Below are 19,102 nucleotides of genomic sequence, written 5' to 3' on the forward strand. Positions count from 1 at the left end.
GGCGATGACGATGAATGACGTGATCGACAGATTTAACGCCTACCCGCTGGGCCAGAAGGTGTTGGCGGTCTTTATCCTGATGATCGGGATCTTTGTGGGCTTCCTCACGCTGATCTACCGGCCGATGCAGGATGAGATCGCCGCGGCTGAGACGCAGCGCAGTGAGTTGCAGCGGGAGCTGGGCCGCCTCAAAGAGATCAGCGAGAGCCGCGCCGAGGTGGTCGCCCGCCTCAACGATCTGGAGCGCCAGCTGCACATCGCCCGCGAGAAGCTTCCGGTCTCCGCAGAGATCCCCAGCCTGCTGCAGCGCATCCATAACCAGGCCAAGACCGCAGGCCTGGAGATCAACCGCTTCCGACGAAACGAAGACGTCGCCAGCGAGGACTTCATCGAGATTCCGGTGGAGATGGAGCTGGTCGGATCCTTCGATGAGGTCGCCAACTTCTTTTACTTCGTGGGTCGGATGACGCGAATCGTCAACGTCAAGGACATCAACGTCAGCCGGCAAGCCAGCGGACTGGTCGCCGATGGTCAGCTTGAGGTGAGCGCCAAAGCAACGACCTACCGCTGGAAAGCCAACTAAGCGCCGAGCGTCCGAGACGAGCCCACCTCCATGAGGGTGGGACGCTGAGATAAGGTGAGCAGGATGATTGAGCTTTTGAACAGATCGCGCCGCAGAGCGGCCAGGCCCTCCGGCCGGCGCCTGTGGATCATCGCGGCGCTGATCGCGATCAGCGCCCCCTCGATGGTCGCCTGCGGCGGAGATGATACCGCCACCGGGGTTCCGCCGGAGCTTCTGGAGCGGCGCAAAAAGCGCGCCGAGCGCCAGAAGCAGGCCGAGGAGAGCCCGGCGGCAGAGGCCGATCTTCAGGTCGCCGCCTTTGACCCGGCAGAAGAGTATCAGCGGCCTGATTATCCGGTGCGCCGCAACCCCTTCCAGCCCGATCTGGACGTGATGCAGCCGGAGCCAGCCGCGATTGATGACTCGGTGCGTCCGCTGGAGCCGCTCGAAGAGTTCCCGCTGAGCTCGCTCAATCTGGTGGCGGTCATCAGCGAGACGGCCGTGCCCCGGGCGATGTTCGTCGATCCCAACGGGCTTGGTCATTTTGTGAAAGAAGGCGATCGCATCGGCCGCAACAGCGGCGTGGTGCGCGTGATTCGAGATAATGAGGTGGAGATCCGCGAGGGCGGCGCCGACGAGAGCGGCGCGGTGGTCACGGTGCGACTGCGCGATCAGCAACTGCGCGTGACCGAGAGCGGACTGACACCCGAGGAGCGTGAGGCGCTGCAGCGTCTGCTTGAGTCTGAAGAGGGTCGTGAAGCGATTGAGCGCTCCTATCGCGACATGGCCCCGGGTGCCTCGGCCACTGATTCGGCCAACGAGAGCGCATCTGACACGCGATTTCCGGGGCTCGCCCCGCCCTCACGGCGGCAACAATGAAGAGAAAAAACGTCGATGAACGACGGGGTGTGTTCGGTTGGAGCGCCCGCGCTTTTTGCCAGGAAGGCATCACCCACGCTGCAAGACGCAGGAGTCATGCTATGAGATGGAAGATACCGGTAGTGATGCTGTGCGCGACCCTGGGAATGGGCGCACCGGCAATGGCGCAAACCCCCGCGGCTACCGAGCAGTCCAGCGCACTTAACCAGGTCAGCGCGTTTACGGTGGAAGAGGGCGCCGACGGCACCTACATCCGTATCGCAGGCACCGAGGTGGCGACCTTCTCGGTCTTCAAGCTCGACGACCCGCCGCGCCTTTTTGTGGATCTCTCCAACAGTCGGCTCGCCGGTGAGGCATCGAGTGAGCGCGTCGACAACGGGGTGATCTCGCGGGTGGGGCTGATCGAATTTGAAGACAGCTTCCAGACTGTGGCTCGCCTTGTGATCGGCTTTGAGGAGAGCGCTCATTACGATGTGCGCACCGAGGGCAGCGATGTACTCGTCTTTGTCGACGGTGCCGGTCGCCGCGGGCAGAGCGGGGCGGCGGGGGTCGCCAATGCCGGCGCTTCGAAAGAGGAGCTGGAGCGCAGCCGTCAGGCCTACGAGCGTGCCAACGCCGAGCTCAGCCGCACCCAGACGCAGCTCAGCCTCGCTCAGCAGGAGCTGGCTCAGGCCCGCGCCCAGCGTGAGCAGGCCCGCGGCGAAGAGCGTGAGCGCCTGGAGCGCGAAGTCGCCAGCCGCACGCAGGCCCTGCAGCGCGCCCAGCAAGAGGCCAACGCCCGGCAGGCTGAAGCTCAGGCGCTGCGCGCTCAGCTCGCAGGCCTGGAAGCCGAGCGCGACCAGAGCCGCGAGCGCCTGGTCGCCGCCCAGCGTCGCGCCGAGCAGGCCGAGCAGGAGCGCCAGCAGGCCCTGAGCCTTGCCCGCGCCAAAGAAGAAGAGGGCGAGCGTGCCCGTCAGCGCGCCCGCGAGCTTGAGTCGCGCTTGACTCAGGCGGAGCAGACGCTGGCCAGCGTCAACGCCCAGCGTCAGGGAGCCCAGGGCCAGATCGGCACGCTGAGCGAGCGCGTCGATGAGGCCGAGCGTCGCCTGGCCGCCGAGCGCCATCAGCTTGAAGAAGCCCGTCGCCGCGAAGCGCAGCTGCAAGCGCAGATTGAGCAGCTGGGCAAATCGAGTTCGCAGGCCGACCGCGACGCCATCGCGCAGGTCGAGGCGGAGCGGGCGCGTCAGCGTGAGCTGCAGGCCCGCGCCCAGGCTGAAGTCGAGCGCGTGCAGCGCGAAGCGGCCGCCGCCGAGCGAGAACTTCGTGAACTTAATAGCGCCCTGACCCAGCGCGACGCCGAGATCGAGCGTCTGCGCCGCGACGTCGAGCAGGCCCAGCAGGCCCAGGCTCGCGAGGTTGCCAGCGCTCATGAAGCCGAACGTGCCCGTCTGCGGGCGCTCAACGAGGCTATTGCCCGTGAAGAGCAGCGCGTCGAGGCGATCGAGCAGGCCCGCCGCGCCGAGGAAGGTCGTCTGGAGAATCTTCAGGCGCGCCGCACTCAGGAAGAAGACGGCGTTGAAGCGATGCGCCAGGAGCGCGAGCGCATGGAGGCCGAGCTGGCCCAGGCCCGCCAGGCGCTCGCGAGCACCCGCGACGAACTCGCGCGTGCCGAGCAGGCCCGCCAGGCCTCGGAGCGAGAGCTTGAGCAGGTTGCGCGCGTCATTCCCGTCGATCCGAAGAACTCCAACGCGGTGCGCTCGGTGCGCCTTGAAACCGATGATGACGGTCACTCGCGTATCGTAGTTCAACTTGACCGGCCCGGTCAGGTGGAGACGACCCGCAGCCGTGATGGTCGCGCGGTGATGATCCTCAACGATGTGGCGCTTCCCGAGCATCTTGAGCGCACGCTGGCAGCCGACTCCCAGGGAGGCGCGGTGCGCTTTGTCTCCAGCTTTGTCGACGCTCGCACCAACACCGTGCGCATGGAGGCTGAACTCAACTCGGAGGCCCGCGCCCGCCTGAGCCAGAGCGGCAATGAGCTTGTCTGGGAGTTCGCTCCCGAGCAGGCTCAGCCCGCCCAACAGCTCGCCGCTGACACCGCTCCGCGCCGCGTGCAGGATGGTCAGAGCGTGACCTCGGCGCCTCCGCGTTACCCGCGCGTGGTCACCGACCCCTCGCAGGTGAGCTCGGTGCCCGGCATGAGCCGCAAGCGCATCACCATCGATCTTCGTAACGCCGATGTTCAGAACGTGCTGCGCCTGGTGGCCACCGAAGGCGGCGTCAACATCATCGCCGGCGACGGCGTGGAGGGCGTGGTCACGATGCGTCTTCGTAACGTTCCGCTCGACCAGGTCTTCTTGAATATCCTACAGGCCTTGCAGCTGGGCTTTGAGGTGCGCGGCAACGTCATTCGTGTTGCGCCTGCCTCGGTGCTCGCCGAAGAAGAAGCGGCGCGTGCAGAAGCCCGTACCCGTGCGCAGCGCGTGCAGCCGCTGGAGGTCTTCCTGCTGCCGGTGAACTACGCCACGGCCGACGAGCTCGTCAGCCAGGTGCAGGGCTTGCTCAGCCCGCGCGGCAGCGTCTCGGTTGATGCGCGCACCAACACGCTGATCATCAAAGATCTGCGCGAGAACCTCACCTCGATCCGCATGCTGGTCGAGACGCTCGACTCCCAGGTGCCGCAGGTTCTCATTGAGGCCCGCATCGTGGAGACCAGCGACACCTTCAGCCGCCAGATCGGTGTGCAGTGGGGCGGTGATATCGGTTTCTCCCAGGGCACCGGTAACCCCACCGGCTTGATCTTCCCCAACGTTCTCGGCCTGGCCGGTGGCGCGACCGACGGTCAGACCCCTGTGGCCGGGACCTCGTCCAACCCCAACTTCGCGGTGAACCTGCCCGCGCCGGTCGGTACCGGTGCCGGTGGTGCCATCGGCCTGACGATGGGCAGCGTGGGCGGTGCGGTGAACCTGAACCTGCGTCTCTCCGCGCTTGAGGAGGCCGGGCATGCCAAGATTGTCAGCGCCCCGCGCATCCTGACGATGGACAACAAGGAAGCGTCCATCTCCCAGGGCACCAGCATCCCGATCAGCGTGGTCGGTGCGGCCGGTGTGCAGACGGTCTTCGTCGACGCGACGCTCGAGTTGACGGTCACCCCGCACGTCACCCCCGACGGCAACATCCGCCTCTCCATTGATGCGACCAAGAACGAGCCCGACTTCCAGAACACCGGCGCCCGCGGTGACCCCACGATCATTCAGCGCCAGGCGACCACCGAGCTTCTGATTCCCGACGGCGACACCACTGTGATCGGCGGCATCTACACCCGCAACGCCGGCCATAGCGTCTCGGCGGTGCCCTTCCTGCATCGCATCCCGATTCTGGGCTTCTTCTTCAAGACCCAGTCCGAGAGCGAGCGCCGCTCGGAGCTCTTGATCTTCATCACCCCGCGCATCGTCAATCGCGCTGAGTCGCTGGGCGGCATGTCCGCCGGAAGCGTCTCCGGCGATGGATGGGAGGAATGATGATGGGGGATTGGTCCAACGCGACAGATTCTGCGAGAATGGGGCGAGGCCCCACTCAAGACACGCCACAGGTCGACCGCGCCAGATGCGCGACATCGACGAGGAGATGGATGATGAAGACTCCGATCAAGGTATTGAGCGCGAGCGCCCTGCTGGCCATGAGCCTGAGCGGGTGCGTGGAACAAGATGCCACGCTGCAACTCAAAGGCGGCGTGTTGGCGACCACCGGCGAGGGCGAGAACGCGTGCGTGATGCCTTCGGATTACGACTCGGTGGTTGTTTTCTCCTCCAGCGGGTTCATCGCCGGGCAGGAGCTTCGGGACTTCGGCCAGCCCCTGGTCGGCGACGAGTATGTGCCGGGCACGCGCAACGCGTTTCAACTCGGCGTGGCGTTTCTTAACCGCCTCCCTGACTCCCGCAACGTCGGGGCGACTGGTGGCGGCGGTTCCGGTGGCTTTGAGGGGCTTTACCTCGATCAAAACGCGATCACGGTTACCGGGGCTCGGGTCAACGTGCCGGCCGACCTCAATAAGTTCGCTGGCTTCGGCAGCGTTGATTTCCCGGAAGCACGGCGTGACTTCAGCGCCCTGGTGGAGAGCGGCGGCGGCTCGGTGGTCATGCGCGTCCCGCTGATTGAGGGAAGCACCGAGCTCGATGTGCTTAACGACTTTGTACTGTCGACAGCAGCAAATCAGATCACCTTCGTGTTTACGGTGCAGCTGGTTGGCGAGACCCTCTCGGGCAATGAGGTTACCTCCAATATCTACCAGTACCCGGTCACGATCTGTCCGAGCTGTAATGTAGGTACCTCCGGTGTGTGTGCGGTCGCCGAATAAAGCGAGGGCATGGGCTTCGCATCGATGATGCGTAGCACTCGACATCCTCAACCGAGGCTCCTGCGGGAGTCCTGGTCCACAAAAAAGCCCCCGGACGCGCAGCGTCCGGGGGCTTTTTTTTGTGCGGCGCCTTCCTCGCGTTCTGTGCTCGCCTCAACATCTTCTGTGTACGCCTTCCGGTACTCCTGGCTCGCCCACGTTGCCTGAGTGCGACAGATGTTGAAACACGTTGCTGGAGCGTTCCGGAAGTTGAAAAGGGATGCGCGTGAGCAGGCAGCGTCGAAGTTGAAAAGGGATGCGCGTGAGCAGGCCGCTTCGTTTGCAGGCCCTGCCTATAGCAGCGTTTCGGTAAGAGCAGGCCTTCGACACAAAGCCACCTTCTACCTGCGGTACGCATTGCCTGAACGTTTTATGGCTCTCCATCCCTGGGAGAGCCGCGGATGACGGGTGGGGAGCACAACGCGTCGACCATCAAAAAGCCCCCGCTGACCCTGGGTCAGCGGGGGCTTTTTGATGCAGGCATGAACCCGACCTCGGGAGTCGGCTCATGCCTGAGATAGCTCGCCGCGCGGCATCTTCGCCCCGCACAACGCTCACTCCGGGTACATGTTACGCCGCAGCGGTCTTATCGTCGTTGTAGAGGTTGTTGATCATGTCGCCGTAGCGCGCCATGACCACCCGACGCTTCACGCTGAGCTTGGGCGTGAGCATGTCGTTATCCGCACTGAACTCCTCTTCGATCAGAGCAAAGCGCTTGGGACGCTCATAACCCTTGAGCGAGGCGCTGACCCGATCGATCTCTTTCTGGTAGAGCTCCTTGACCTTCGGATGGGTCAGAAGCTCATCGCGGGGCACACCGTTTTTGTCGGCCCAGTTGCTAAGGTTCTCCAGGTCCACCACGATCAACGCCACGTTGTAGGCCTTGTTGGTGCCTTCGACCATGACCTGGTTGACGTAGGGCGAGAGCTTGAGCTGCTCCTCGATGGGGCCGGGCACCACGTACTTGCCGTTCTCCAGCTTGTACTGCTCTTTGACGCGGCCCAGAATCCAGACGAAGCCATCTTCGTCCACGCGGCCGAGGTCGCCGGTGTGGAAGGTGCCGTCCTCGTCGAGCACCTTGGCAGTCTGCTCGGGGAGGTTGTGGTAGCCCTGCATCACGTTGGGCCCCTTCACGCAGATCTCACCGGTGCCGGAGGGGTAACCCTCAACATCGGCGATGGTGATCGCCACGCCCGGGATGGGCCGGCCGACGCTGCCGATCTTGCGATTGGCAGGGGAGTTGCAGGTGGCAATCGGTGAGGTCTCGGTCAGGCCGTAGCCCTCGTAGACGGTGATGTTGAGGTTGTCGATGAAGCGGGCCACCTCGGGGCTGAGCGCCGCACCGCCGCTGAACGCGTACTTAAGACGGCCGCCGAAGCGCGCGCGCACCTTCGAGAAGACCAGCTTGTCGTAGAACTTGTTCATCATCGCGGTCAGACCGCCCGACTCACCCCGTTCGCGCATCCCCCGCAGCGCCTCGGAGTTGGCCATGCCCTGGGTGAAAAGCATCTGCTTGATGCCACCCTCGGCCTCCATCTTCTGCTGCACGCCGTTGTAGATGCGGTTGAAGATCCGCGGCACGGCAAAGAGAAGGGTGGGGCGAACCTCCGAGAGGTTCTCGATGATGGTGTTGACGTTCTCGGCGATGCCCAGCGCCGCGCCCATCGAGAGCAGGCAGTGCAGCTCCACGACCTGGCCAAAACTATGGGCCCAGGGAAGGAAGGAGAGGCTGACATCGTCGGGGCCAATCTCCAGAAGCTGATGCACGCCGTTGACGTTGCTCATGATGTTCTTGTGGCTGAGCAGCACGCCTTTGGGGTCACCGGTGGTCCCGGAGGTGTAGATGAACCCGCAGACATCGTCTTCGTCGGGGTGAACGACCGCCGCCGGGGTCTTCGCGCCGTGGTCGAGAAGTGTCTGGTAGCTGTCTTCGGAGTCGCGGGGGCCGTCGAAGTAGATCACGCGTTCCAGCGAGTCGAGCTCATCGATCAGCGGCTTGACCTGATCGTAGATCACCTGGTTGGCCACCAGCGCGACCTTCGCGCCGCTGTCGCGCAGGATGTAGGTCCAGTCCTTGACCAGCTGGGCCTCGTACATCGGGCAGTAGCGCGCGCCCAGGCTGTAGGTGGCGTAAGCACCGACGGCCCATTCCACGCGGTTGTTGGCGATGACCGCAACGGTGTCGCCTTTCTGCACGCCCATATCCGCCAGCGCACCGCGGAACTGCTCGACCTGCACGCCGAACTCACCGTAGCTCGTCCATTTGTAGCTTCCGCCGGTCTTGGTACCGAAGAGCGGAGACGACTTATACGTCGCGACGCTATGCTCCAAAATCTCGACGAGGTTCTTAAACTCTTTGGCCATCGATCACTCCAATTTCGCAATACGCGTTAGCACTCGACGCTCATCCTGCCGTAGACATCTGAGCGTGCGTGGCCAATCTGGACCACGGCTTCCTTGACCATCACCATTCGACAAGCTGTTCTTAGCCCGCCAATCTAGCCGTCAATGCGGAGGTGCGCAAGGTGCCCTGAACCGGCTTTGGGCGTGGCTACATCGTGTCGATAACTCCAGCTGTGTGCGAGACTTATGTCCGATACCCAACGACTTGACCGACTCCCCGATCATGCCAGTGTTCAGACGCGAGGCAGGCTGGTGCAAACGGATCAGGGCTGGGAGCTGCGAAATCTTCACCGCCGCTACAGTCTTGTGTTTTTCAACGCTGCGGAGCCCGCTGCTTCGGAGCATCTGGCCCTGGTGGAGCTCGCCGGCCAGCGCGATGGCGAGCAGATCACGGTAGCATCATGGAGGGTCATCGCCCACGCCCAGACCGGCCCCACTCGCCTCACCGCTGACCGCACCACCGAGTTGGGCCGGGCCCTTGAGGCTCGCGCCAGGTTTAACCGGCAGGCTCGCCACTTCTTTGAGTTCCGCGACTTTCTGGAAGTCGAGACGCCGGCCTGGGTGCGCGCCCCGGGCACCGATGTGCATCTATCCCCGGTGGCGGCCACCGTGCATCTCGACGGCCCGCACCTTCCCCGAACGGGCTACCTGCATACCTCGCCAGAGTTCAGCATGAAGCGCCTTCTCTGCGAAGGCGCCGAGCGGATCTACCAACGTGCCAGAGTGTGGCGAGATGGCGAGGTGACCGCGCGACATAATCCCGAATTCAGTCTTCTGGAGTGGTACCGCGCCTGGGAGCCCCTGGATGCCATCATGGACGACGTCGAGCAGCTCGTCGCTCAGACGCTTCACGCCGGGAGTGCGCGTCCGCTCTTACGCCCGATTCCGCGCGTGACCATGCAGGAGGTTGTCAGGGAGGCCTGCGGCTTCGACATCCTGGACACCCTCACCCTGGAGCCGCTGCGCGAGACGGTTCATCGTCTCGATCTTCTCCCCCCGCATCTATGTGAGACGACGCATTGGGATGACCTTTTCTTTGCGCTGGTCGTTGAACATATCGATCCCTTTATCGCCACGATGGGGGCGGTCTTCGTCACCGAGTGGCCCGCACCGCTGGCGGTGCTGGCTCGCAAAAGTCCGCACGATGCGCGCACAGCCGAGCGCTTTGAGCTCTACGTCGACGGCGTGGAGCTGGCCAACGGCTTTGGCGAGCTAACCGACGCGCAGGAGCAACGCGCGCGTTTTGAGGAGGACAGCCGCGCGCGCAAGGCCCGCGGGTTGCCCTGCCTGCCGATGCCGGAGGCCTTTCTGGAGGCGTTGCGCTTTGGCATGCCTCCCTCCTCGGGGGTGGCGCTGGGAGTGGACCGGCTGCTGATGCTGCAGCTGGGCACCGCGTCGATCCGTGACGTGGCCCCCTTTGCGCTGTGGCGGACGGAGGCCGGCGAGCTTGTGGACTGGCCCTGACCCGTTCACCGGGGGGCAAAACGCATTGCCGTGGAATGCGCGGGGTGGGTGAAGCGCTCCCTGAAAGGTCGGTTCGTACCGGGAGTTTCGGGAGGCCGTTGATACCGCCATCACAGGCGCGTCAGGTGGCCTTACAGACCCGGTTGCATTGTCGAAATGGCCCCACTACAGTGCCGCCGCCGACGCCCCGGCGCGCGGCCTCCGTATCCTTATTTCCAGCACAATCTGGCTAACCCGTACCACCGAGAGCGCACCATGAGTGAGTTGCCCGAACACCTCAAAGCCTGGCCCTACCGCGAAGCCCACAAAATCGTGGAGCGCGTCGAGAAGACCAAATCCGGCGACGAGAAGGGCGATAAACCCACGCTCTTTGAGACGGGCTTTGGCCCCAGCGGCCTGCCACATATCGGCACCTTCGCCGAGGTCGCCCGCACCACCTGGGTACGCAAAGCCTACGAGCATCTCACCGGTCGCCCCACTCGCCTGGTGGCGTTTAGCGACGACCTCGACGGCCTACGAAAAGTTCCGCAGAACATGCCCAACCAGGAGCTCATCGCCGAGCACCTGGGCAAGCCGCTTTGTGATATCCCCGATCCTTTTGGCGAGGAAGATAGCTTCTCGGGCTACATGAACGCGCAGCTGCGCCGTTTTCTGGATTCGTTCGGCTTTGAGTACGACTTCGTCTCGTCCAACGAACAGTACCGCAGCGGCGCGTTTAACCCCGGCCTCACGCGCATCCTGGAGAAGTATGAGGAGGTGCGCGGTGTGATTACGCCCACGCTCAGCCAGGAGAAGCGCGCGGACTGGAGCCCCTTCTTTCCCATCTGTCGCAAGTGCGGCAAGGTCTACACCACCCGCATCACCGGCGTAAATCCTGACGCCGGCACCGTGTCCTACACCTGCGATAAGTCCTTCCGCGGCATTGAGTCCTGCGGCAATCAGGACACCGTCCCGGTCACCGATGGCAATGTCAAAGTCGGCTGGAAGGTCGACTGGGCGATGCGCTGGTATGTGCTCGGCGTCGACTACGAGATGTACGGCAAGGACCTCATTGAGTCTGCCGAACTCTCCGCGAAGATCGTGCGAGTGCTCGGCGGCGAGCCGCCGGCGGGCATGTTTTATGAGCTCTTTCTGGATGAGAACGGGGCGAAGATCTCCAAGAGCGTCGGCAGCGGTCTGACCATCGACGAGTGGCTGCAGTACGGCACGCTCGAGAGCCTGAGCTGGTTCATTTTTCAGAACCCCACCAAGGCCAAAAAGCTGCACTTCGACGTGATCCCCCGCTCCACCGACGACCACCTGCAGGCCCGCGCCGAGTTCGGTCGCGCCGATGAGGACGAGCGCATCAACAACCCGATCACCTTCATTGAGTACGATAAGATCGACGCCGGCCAGGATCTCGGCTTTGAGAGCGATCTGACCTACTCGATGATCCTCAACCTGGTGAGCGTGCTCAATACCGGCGACAAAGCGATCATCCGCGAGTACCTGCAGCGCTACGATGCCCACTCCGAGGCCGATGATGCTGTGATCGACGACATGATCGACCGCGCGGCCCGCTACTATCGGGACTTCATCGTTCCCACCAAAAAGTATGAGCTTCCGCCGGACGAGATGATGCCGAGTGTGCATCAGCTGCGCGAGTTTCTGGCCGGCTACGAGGGCAACGACGCTGAAGAGTTGCAGTCAGCCACCTACTCCGCCGGCAAAGATCAGGGGGTGGCACTGGGCAAGTGGTTTAAGACGATGTACCGCATGCTGCTCGGCCAGGATCGCGGCCCGCGCCTGGGCACCTTTATTCACCTCTACGGGGTCAAGGAGACCCTGGCGTTGATCGATGAGCGCATCGCGCAGAAAGAGGCCGAAGATGTCAGCGCTGACGGCGGCGATGACGCCTGAGCACGTCTCCACGCATCTCAAAGGGCGAATCATGAGCAACGATAAGATCGTCGAGTTGAACCCGCATCGTACAAGCCCGGGCATCGCCCGGGCGTTGATCGCCGGTCAGGACACTTCGCTTGGGCCGGGCAATCCCGTTGAGCAGATCCAGGCCATCCTCGATCGTCCCGATGCGGAAGCCTTCATTCCGAGCGTCAATCCGCACAGCCTCTTTCGGCTTATTAAAGAGGCGGGGTTTGATCAGGGCGTCGATCTGGTGCCTTACGCCAGCCCCGAGCAGATTCAGGTCATCATTGACCTGGACTGCTGGGAGGGCGACCACTTGAGCGGCCGCCGCATGGCCACCTGGATGGCGGTACTGGTGGCCGAGGCCGACGACGGGCGCTTAAAAAAGGTGATCCGCGAGCTCGATCCGGAGGTTATCGCGCTTTATTTCAAGGCGCATATCGAGGCCGTCGAGGTGCTCGATCCGGAGGAGGGCATCCCCGATCATCTCCCGGACCGGGTGGAGCTGAGCCCGGACAACGCCTACGCGCTCGTCTACACCGACGATGAAGACATCGCCGCGTTGATGCGCGCGCTGGTCAAACGTCTCTACGAGGTGGACCCGGCGATGGCCTGGACGCTTTTTGAGGCGGTGCGCTGGGAGCTGACCTCGCAGATGGAGGAGATGGCGCTGCAGTGGCGCACGAGCCGTCTGGAGGAGTTCGGTTATGTGGCGCGCACCGAGGCGCTGGCCGTCTACGGCTACCTGAACCCGGTGCGTTTTCGCGAGCGCTGGGAGAAGGGCGACATCGAGGCCAAGGTCCAGCTTGCTGCCCCCGAAACCTTTGATGTGCCGCGGGTGCTGGTGGAGAACCTCGATGAGCGCCTCTTCTTCTTCACGGTCGTCGATGCGCTTGAGGATGAGGCGCTCATCGAGCGCATCGCCGCCGAGCTGACCGCGCTCAACAACCGCACGATGATCGCCGACGGCATTGAGCCCGGCGAGATCGAGACGGGCAGGGAGGTGGTGCGTCGCACCGGAGGCTACCTGAGTCTGGGGCTGGAGTTTGTCTCCCGCACCGAGCTTGCGCGGGCGGAGCGGGTGATCCGCACGGTGCCGCTGCGACAGCTCTTTCAGGTGGGCTACTCGCTGGCACACAACCTCAAACTCAAAGCTGCGCAGCTTGAGCAGCGTCCCACGCTCACGCTCGTTGAAGATCTGCCCTACTCGCTGCTCAACCCCGATGAGGCCGCGCTCTTTGAGGGCCTGAGTGCGGTGCGGCCGACGTATGCCGCCGATCGTGCGACCTTTGATATCTTCCATACGCAGTCGCAGGTCGATCAGGCTGCGCTTCGCATCGGGATGCTGGCCTTTAAGCAGCTCTGGCTCTTCGGGGTGACGCGTCATCGGGTCGAAGATCTGGCCGCGCTCCTCTACAACGACAAGCTGGTCAATGAGGCCGACCAGGCCAGCTTCGATGTCTTCTTTGCGACCTCGCTGGCCACCCACCTGATCGCCGGGAAGCCCTGGGTGCGCGGGCTGACGGAAGCGGAGCTTCGCGAGCTTCCACAGAAACTCCGGCAGGCCCCCTGGGGTGACGATCCGATCGGATTTTTTGAGCCGGTGATCGGACCGATTCTGGTGGAGCTTCCGCCGGCGACCAGTGGATTGGCCACGCGCTGGCTGCGCGAGACACTGGCGCAGCTGGTCGATGAACTCGCTGAGGTCAGCGAGTTCATCGGCGCGGAGCCCTACACCGAGGTGTTGCTCGTGGCGGCCGAATAGTACGCCTGAGCTGGTGGTGTTGCGGCGTCGGTCTGCGGCGTTGAGAGTGTCTCGGGCTGCGAAGGCTTCGTCTGCGGTGTGCGCCTTGCTCTCAACGTTGCCGCCATTACCATCGGCTCGCGGTGTGGTAGGGCGGCCGAATCCGTGGTCCACAGGGGGGGGGACCGAGGCCGTCGTGCGAAAGTGGCACCGGCGGCCACAGGTGTGGTATGATGTGGGTGCAACCGCGACGTTCAGCCGGTCCACCCCGATCTTCGACCCCGCCTCAGGGAGAGGTTCATGCGCCAGATCCTCGTCGCCCTCATCGCTCTTTTTGTGCTGCTACCGACCTCGCAGGCCTTTGCCGATGAGCTCAGCGGACGGCTGGCCGACGGCTGGACGGACACCCCCATTGAGGGAGCCACAGTCGAAGTGCTGGGTTTGAACGTCCGGGTCACCACCGACTCCGAAGGACGCTGGGAGTTTGATCTTCCAGAAGGGGAGTACGAGCTTTCGATTGAGGCGCCGGTCTTCGGTGAGGTTCACGAGAGCCGCCTGGTCCACCAGCGCGTGCCGCAGGTGCGTCCGGCGCGCGCCTACGTCTACACCTCGGACTTCTATGATCGGGGCGTGCCGGCGGCGTCCTATCCGGTGGGGCTCCCCTCAACCTCGGGGCGCATCGACGACCCGGCCGGTCCGCTGGAGCTGTGGCGTCTCTGGGGAAGCGCTCCGGAGCTGGCCAGCGCGCTCTATGAGATCCCGGCTTCCCAGCCGCCGATCATTCGCGTGGGGCGGCGCGCCGACCACACCGGTGGTGATGGCTGCACGGACAGCTCCAACCCGATCGTGGCCATCGATGAGATGACGCTCGATGAGTACGTCAAAGGGGTGCTTCCCCCGGAGATTGGCGTCTTCCGTAGCCTGGCCGGTGCCAGCGAGGTGTATAAAGCCTTCGCCATCGCCGCGCGCAGCTACGGGCTCTACTTTGTGCTGCGCTACGGCCCGGGCAACCGCCGTGAGTTGGGGCGCTCGGTGCCGCCGCATAATTACTCCTGGTTTCATATCGACGATACGGCCTGCAACCAGCGCTACGACGATCAACGCCTCACGATTACCACCGACGCTGCCGAGGCGGTCTCCGAGCTGATCATGGTCAAGCGCGGCTCACCCACCACCCTCGACAAGTACGAATACGCGGCGAGTTGCGGCAAGCACGGCACTCGCCCGATGTATCAGAGCGCGCTTGTGGACGATAACGCCCCTACGAGTGCATGTGCGGGGAGCTGGTGCGGGCACAACAGCTGCGCGGCGCACGAAGACAATCCCAACGTCGCCGGCAGCGACCGCTGCCTGGTGCGAGGCATCTGCCAGTGGGGCGCGATCTCGTGGGCGGCCAGCGGCAAGACCTACACCTGGATGCTCGACCATTATCAGCCCAACACCGAGCTCCGAACGCTGGCCTCCGCTGGCAGTGACCCGGCCGTGCGACTGACCGGCTACGTGTATGAAGATCCTGAAGATAAAGTCGGCAGCGCCATCGCCGGTGCCACCGTGCGCTTGAGCGACGGCCAGCAGGATACCGCCGGGTCCAACGGTGCCTACAACTTTGATCGCGTGCTCCTCTCGGAGGGCGAGGTCACCATTGAGGCCAGCGCACCGGGGTATCATAGCGCCACGCTGGAGAAGACGCTGGAGGCCGGTGTCACCAACTGGGGAAGCATCCGCCTGGAGGTCGATCCGACCTGGGCGCCGGAGCCCAATCCTGAGCCCGAGCCCGAGCCCGAAGATCCGGTGGACGCCGGCGGTGACGCTCCCGACGTTGATGGGGCCGATGTCGGCGTGGATGACTCCGGGTTTGGCGACGGGGGCACCTCGGGGGATTCCTGGGCCGGCGGTGAGTCGCAGATGAGTGTGTTGAGCGCGTCCTCCGGCGTGGGCGGAGGCTGCCAGGCGGCGCCGGGCCTTCCGGCACCTCTTTTGCTCACGCTGATGCTCTTTTTGCTGGGCGTGCCGGGAGGTCGCCGGCGTTGAGTTTCGGCGCTACGACGCGAACTCGGTACCCGAAAGAAAAAGCCCCGGCCTGGTAGGCCGGGGCTTTTTTCATGAGGTCATGATGAGGTTCAATCTTCCGCGGTGAGCGCTTCGCTCAGGTTCACACGCAGCGCGCGGGCGCGGCGGATGCTCTCGAGCTCCTCATCGTCGAGCTCCTCATCACCGAAGATCGCCGCCCGTTCAGCAGCGCGCGCGCCCTGTGCCAGTGCAGAGAGGGCGGCCTGGCGGCGGCGCTCATCATCTTCTCCGAGCTCCACCCGGGAGTGCGAGCGCCCCGGCTCAAAGGTGCCATCGGGGCCGATGATGATCTGGGCATCGACCGCTCCCAGATCCAGAGTCTCAATGATGTCGCCCAGCCCGCCCAATTCGGGAGAGACGCGCAGGTAGAGCAGGGTGGTGTGGCTGGCGTCGTGGAGCGAGACGAGTTGCTCGCTGATCATGTCCACAAGTTCGGCCATCCCGACACCTCGGGCCACCGCCTCGGGGGCGTGGGTGTGGGTGAAGGGCTGAAGGTCGGGGAGCGTGAGCAGGTTGAGGGTGGAGGTGCGATGACGCAAGGAGGCGGCCAGCGCCACAGCAAGGCGCAGCGCGCTGGCCTGCTCCCCTGGCGAGGTGCCGGTCACCACCCGGGTGTCGGGAGCCTGGAGATGTCCCGTCATATCGAGGGTATGCAGGGGGCCGTACGCGCTGACGAGTTGCTCTCTTACACGTTGCCCCAGCGCACAGAAGAGCTTTGAGGGCGATGTTGCTTTCTCGCGGGTGTCGATGATGAGGTTGATGCCGCCGCGAGCCAGCGGCGCGATCAGGTCGAGCACGTCGACCCCCACGTCGATGCCTTCCCTTTTGCCTTCCAGCTCACTCATCGCCACGCGCTCCGGCCACAGGGGAGTGGTACCTTCGGCGCGAGGCAGAATATGCGTGGACGAAAGCTCCACGACGCCACCCGGACTCAGGCCCAGTGCGGCCTTTTGCCCGGTGGCTTCAAGGTTGATGCCGGGCGCGCACCACTCGGGCCACTGCGGCATCCATAACCGGGCGCGACGTCCTCCCGGATGGGCCACCACCACCGCATAAGCGGTGGGGTGGTCGGGGGTAATCAGCGCGACAGCTTCCCCGGGCGCGGCCAGAGCGTCGCCCATAAAGGCGAGCCAGGTTTCGCCATCGCGTTGTTGAAGTTGGGGTGTGGGGGGCTGGTAGTTCTCGATATCAGCTCGCATCGTCCACCTCTCGCGCAAAATCGATGGTCCAGCCAAACGTGGCGATGAGCTCTTCGGCCACAATCTCGAGCGCACCGAGGGTATCGTGGGTCATGGCGCCTACCTCCACAAAGTCGCGAAACGCCCCCTTATCGGGGGCGTCCCAGAAATGCGGACGAGCAAGCAGCACGACCTCAAGCCCGCGCACACTCGCACCCAGGGCTTCAAGCTCATCGCACAGGTGCTCAAGCTCCACTTTGCGCCGGTCGGCGCGCACCTTCCAGGTTGGCATCACGCTCCCGACGCTCAGAGAAAGTCAGGAAGATGAGGAGTGACGGACTTATTCGTCGTCTTCCTCAAGCTCTTCCATCAGCTCAGCGGCCAGATCTTCTTCGGTTGCCAGCTCGCCGCGTTCACGGCGCTCCAGGCGATCTTCGGCCCACTCACGCAGGCTCTTGGCCTTGTCGTCGAGTGCCTGACGCAAGAAGTCCAGGCCGAGGTATTTCTCACCGAGAATATAAGCGCGCTTGCGCACGGCAGTGTCGGGAAGATCGGCGGCCTTGCGAAGCAGCCCCAGTCGCGTCTCTTCGGGGATGTCCTGCCACTGCTCGTCGAGCAGGTCGAGCGCACCGCTGGCAACCTGGTCGCCGCCGTGGCCGCGCACGGTGTTGGGCTTGAGCAGGCGCTTGAGCAACTCCATGGAGTCTTTGCCCAGACGCGCCAGCCAGACCACCGAGAGGCGACGCACGCCACCGGGCAAAAAGCGAATGCTCAGGCGATCTTGCTCCGCGGCGCTCGTCTCAATGGGGTGCTGGTACTCGCCACGAGGGAAGGGAATGGCGTGCTCGACCACGATCTGGCAGACCTCGCGCTTGAGGCTCTTGTTGAGCGCGGTGAGCTGCATGAGATGATCGAAGATCACCCGGCCCTGATCGCCGATGGCCTCTTTGGCGGTAAGGATCATCAGCACAAGCTCGATCATTTGCTCGCGGCGGATCTGCGGATCGCGGAAGATCCCGTCGCAGGCCGGCATGATCAGCTCGGCGTCTTCCACGTAATTGTCGGTCAGGCGCGGAAGCCAGATAATCCCTTTGCGCAGCCCCAGGTAGTCGTCGTGGCTGAGCAGGCCGGCCTGGGCCAGCCAGGAGGTCAGTTGAAAGAGTCCCGGTCCGGGCTCCTGGCCCTGCTCCAGATGCATATTGATCTGCAGCACGGCATGACTGAGCTTCTCTTTGACGTGTGGCGAGATACCCTCGGCGGCGACCACTCGCTGGGCGAAAAGCCCCAGATAGTAAGGGTACTGAAGGTAGCGCCAGAGGCGTTCCTCGTTACCGGAGCCGCCGGGATAATCCGTGCTGCTGGAGAGCGCAGCGGTCGCCATTTCGATGAGGCGAGGAATCTCCTCGTCGGTGGCATCAAGGTGACGTTGAAGGAAAATCGTCGTGTTCAAGAGGCTTCCTGTCGGTTACGAGGTTGGGTGGCCGGGACCGGTGATGCGCTGCATGGACCGGTGACCCCGAACGTCTTTCGGGGGTACAACCCGAGCCTGGGGGCACTTATTCAGTGAGCTGGGGAGTGCAAGAGCGCCGTGGAAAACCGGGCCTTAAAGCTCGCTCGGATAGCACGCCTGAGTCGGACTGACAACACGGGCGACCTGGTCTAAGATTCCGCCCGGTCGCTTTGCATCCGATGGAAGATGCATCCAGGGGTGACTGTTCCCCTCGCGCCCGACAGGGTGTGAACTCGGCAGGAGACGTTATGGATCAGGATGAGAAATCGCAGGTGGACTCCGTTGAGGACGTCGATGTGGACGCCGCACTCGATGAACTGCGCGCCGAGGAGCATCGCCGCCTGCTGCGTACCACCGTGCTCACCCTGATCCTCGGCAGCGCGCTGGGCTTTGTGGCCTGGTGGATAGCGACCAACACCGACACGCTCCTGCAGTCCAACCTCCAGGTGGAAGCCGGCGAGCAAGAGGTGCTCGCGGTGACCAACGATCCGGTTTGTCGGGGGATCATCGACGAGGTCACCACATTCGCCGCCGATTATGAGGAGCGGGAGGCCTTCATCGAAGACAACGTTCTCGGTGATACGGAGGCCAACGTTGATCAGGTGCGCGAGACGGCCGCGGCATTTCGCTCGCGCCATCGCGAAGTCTCGGAGCAGGTCGAAGACGCCGTGTTGCGCGAGCGCGTCTTTCGCCGCCAGCTCAACGACTGGTTCGGCTTTATGGACAATGAATTCCGCATCTTAGAAGAGATGGCCGATCGCCGTCTCAAGGAACTGCGTGGCGAGGAACTCCCCGAGCCCGAAGGTGCCTGGGATGATATGCCCGGCCTTCGCGACCGGGTGCTGTTGACCATCGATGAGAACTTTCATGCCTTCCGCGTCTGGCATCAAGTGGGACTGCACCCCTGCGGCGCGGCACCGGAAGGTGTGACGCCCTGGGCGCCTGAAGGTTGAGGTCGGGCAGCCAGGGTGCAGCGCGCGCATGATCTGCGGGCGAACTTGCGCTAGGGTAT

The 19,102-nt window shown here is 63.9% G+C and carries 13 protein-coding genes; 9 read left to right on the forward strand and 4 right to left on the reverse strand.

The window, feature by feature from the left end; genetic code table 11:
* The first annotated feature begins 4 nt into the window (after nucleotides 1–4).
* The 4 genes from EA187_RS13830 (at nucleotide 5) to EA187_RS13845 (ending at nucleotide 5,777) form a co-directional block, all read left to right on the forward strand.
* On the forward strand, nucleotides 5–583 hold the full coding sequence (locus EA187_RS13830; protein WP_115606983.1) for a type IV pilus inner membrane component PilO: 579 nt from the start codon (nucleotides 5–7) through the stop codon (nucleotides 581–583).
* A 63-nt stretch (nucleotides 584–646) separates the two neighbouring features.
* Entirely contained in the window at nucleotides 647–1,441 is a 795-nt protein-coding gene (locus EA187_RS13835) for a pilus assembly protein PilP (protein ID WP_241250203.1), read from the forward strand.
* Between the two features lie 101 nt (nucleotides 1,442–1,542).
* Nucleotides 1,543–4,941, forward strand: coding sequence for a type IV pilus secretin PilQ (gene pilQ / locus EA187_RS13840; RefSeq protein ID WP_164856276.1), 3,399 nt, complete (start codon nucleotides 1,543–1,545; stop codon nucleotides 4,939–4,941).
* Nucleotides 4,942–5,054: 113 nt separating this feature from the next.
* Nucleotides 5,055–5,777 (forward strand): hypothetical protein, encoded by a 723-nt coding sequence (locus EA187_RS13845; protein WP_115606978.1) that lies wholly within the window; start codon nucleotides 5,055–5,057, stop codon nucleotides 5,775–5,777.
* 609 nt (nucleotides 5,778–6,386) lie between these two features.
* On the opposite strand, the gene EA187_RS13850 is transcribed toward EA187_RS13845, so the two are convergent.
* Nucleotides 6,387–8,180 (reverse strand): AMP-dependent synthetase/ligase, encoded by a 1,794-nt coding sequence (locus EA187_RS13850; RefSeq protein WP_127780648.1) that lies wholly within the window; start codon nucleotides 8,178–8,180, stop codon nucleotides 6,387–6,389.
* A 225-nt stretch (nucleotides 8,181–8,405) separates the two neighbouring features.
* Between EA187_RS13850 and epmA the strand changes: the two genes are divergently transcribed.
* The 4 genes from epmA (at nucleotide 8,406) to EA187_RS13870 (ending at nucleotide 15,363) form a co-directional block, all read left to right on the forward strand.
* Nucleotides 8,406–9,683: an EF-P lysine aminoacylase EpmA gene (gene epmA / locus EA187_RS13855; protein ID WP_127780649.1), complete on the forward strand. Its 1,278-nt coding sequence runs from the start codon at nucleotides 8,406–8,408 to the stop codon at nucleotides 9,681–9,683.
* A 255-nt stretch (nucleotides 9,684–9,938) separates the two neighbouring features.
* On the forward strand, nucleotides 9,939–11,582 hold the full coding sequence (locus EA187_RS13860) for a lysine--tRNA ligase (protein ID WP_127780650.1): 1,644 nt from the start codon (nucleotides 9,939–9,941) through the stop codon (nucleotides 11,580–11,582).
* The gene (locus EA187_RS13865) at nucleotides 11,551–13,353 is read left to right on the forward strand and encodes a DUF6178 family protein (protein ID WP_115606971.1); all 1,803 of its coding nucleotides are present in this window, start codon (nucleotides 11,551–11,553) and stop codon (nucleotides 13,351–13,353) included. Before EA187_RS13860 ends, EA187_RS13865 begins: the two co-directional genes overlap by 32 nt.
* A gap of 279 nt (nucleotides 13,354–13,632) precedes the next feature.
* Entirely contained in the window at nucleotides 13,633–15,363 is a 1,731-nt protein-coding gene (locus tag EA187_RS13870; protein WP_127780651.1) for a carboxypeptidase regulatory-like domain-containing protein, read from the forward strand.
* Nucleotides 15,364–15,452: 89 nt separating this feature from the next.
* On the opposite strand, the gene EA187_RS13875 is transcribed toward EA187_RS13870, so the two are convergent.
* The 3 genes from EA187_RS13875 to EA187_RS13885 are packed head-to-tail and all read right to left on the reverse strand — an operon-like array spanning nucleotide 15,453 to nucleotide 18,030.
* A complete protein-coding gene (locus EA187_RS13875; protein WP_127780652.1) occupies nucleotides 15,453–16,601 on the reverse strand; it encodes a hypothetical protein in 1,149 nt (382 codons plus the stop codon).
* Nucleotides 16,591–16,872 (reverse strand): hypothetical protein, encoded by a 282-nt coding sequence (locus EA187_RS13880; RefSeq protein ID WP_127780653.1) that lies wholly within the window; start codon nucleotides 16,870–16,872, stop codon nucleotides 16,591–16,593. The genes EA187_RS13875 and EA187_RS13880 overlap by 11 nt, the downstream gene beginning before the upstream one ends.
* A 48-nt stretch (nucleotides 16,873–16,920) precedes the next feature.
* Complete coding sequence (locus EA187_RS13885) at nucleotides 16,921–18,030, reverse strand: hypothetical protein (protein ID WP_115606965.1); 1,110 nt, start codon at nucleotides 18,028–18,030, stop codon at nucleotides 16,921–16,923.
* A gap of 308 nt (nucleotides 18,031–18,338) precedes the next feature.
* Here EA187_RS13885 and EA187_RS13890 point away from each other — a divergent pair, with 308 nt between their 5' ends.
* Nucleotides 18,339–19,043, forward strand: coding sequence for a hypothetical protein (locus EA187_RS13890; protein ID WP_115606963.1), 705 nt, complete (start codon nucleotides 18,339–18,341; stop codon nucleotides 19,041–19,043).
* Nucleotides 19,044–19,102 lie beyond the last annotated feature (59 nt).

This window comes from Lujinxingia sediminis, assembly GCF_004005565.1.
Classification (GTDB): domain Bacteria; phylum Myxococcota_A; class Bradymonadia; order Bradymonadales; family Bradymonadaceae; genus Lujinxingia; species Lujinxingia sediminis.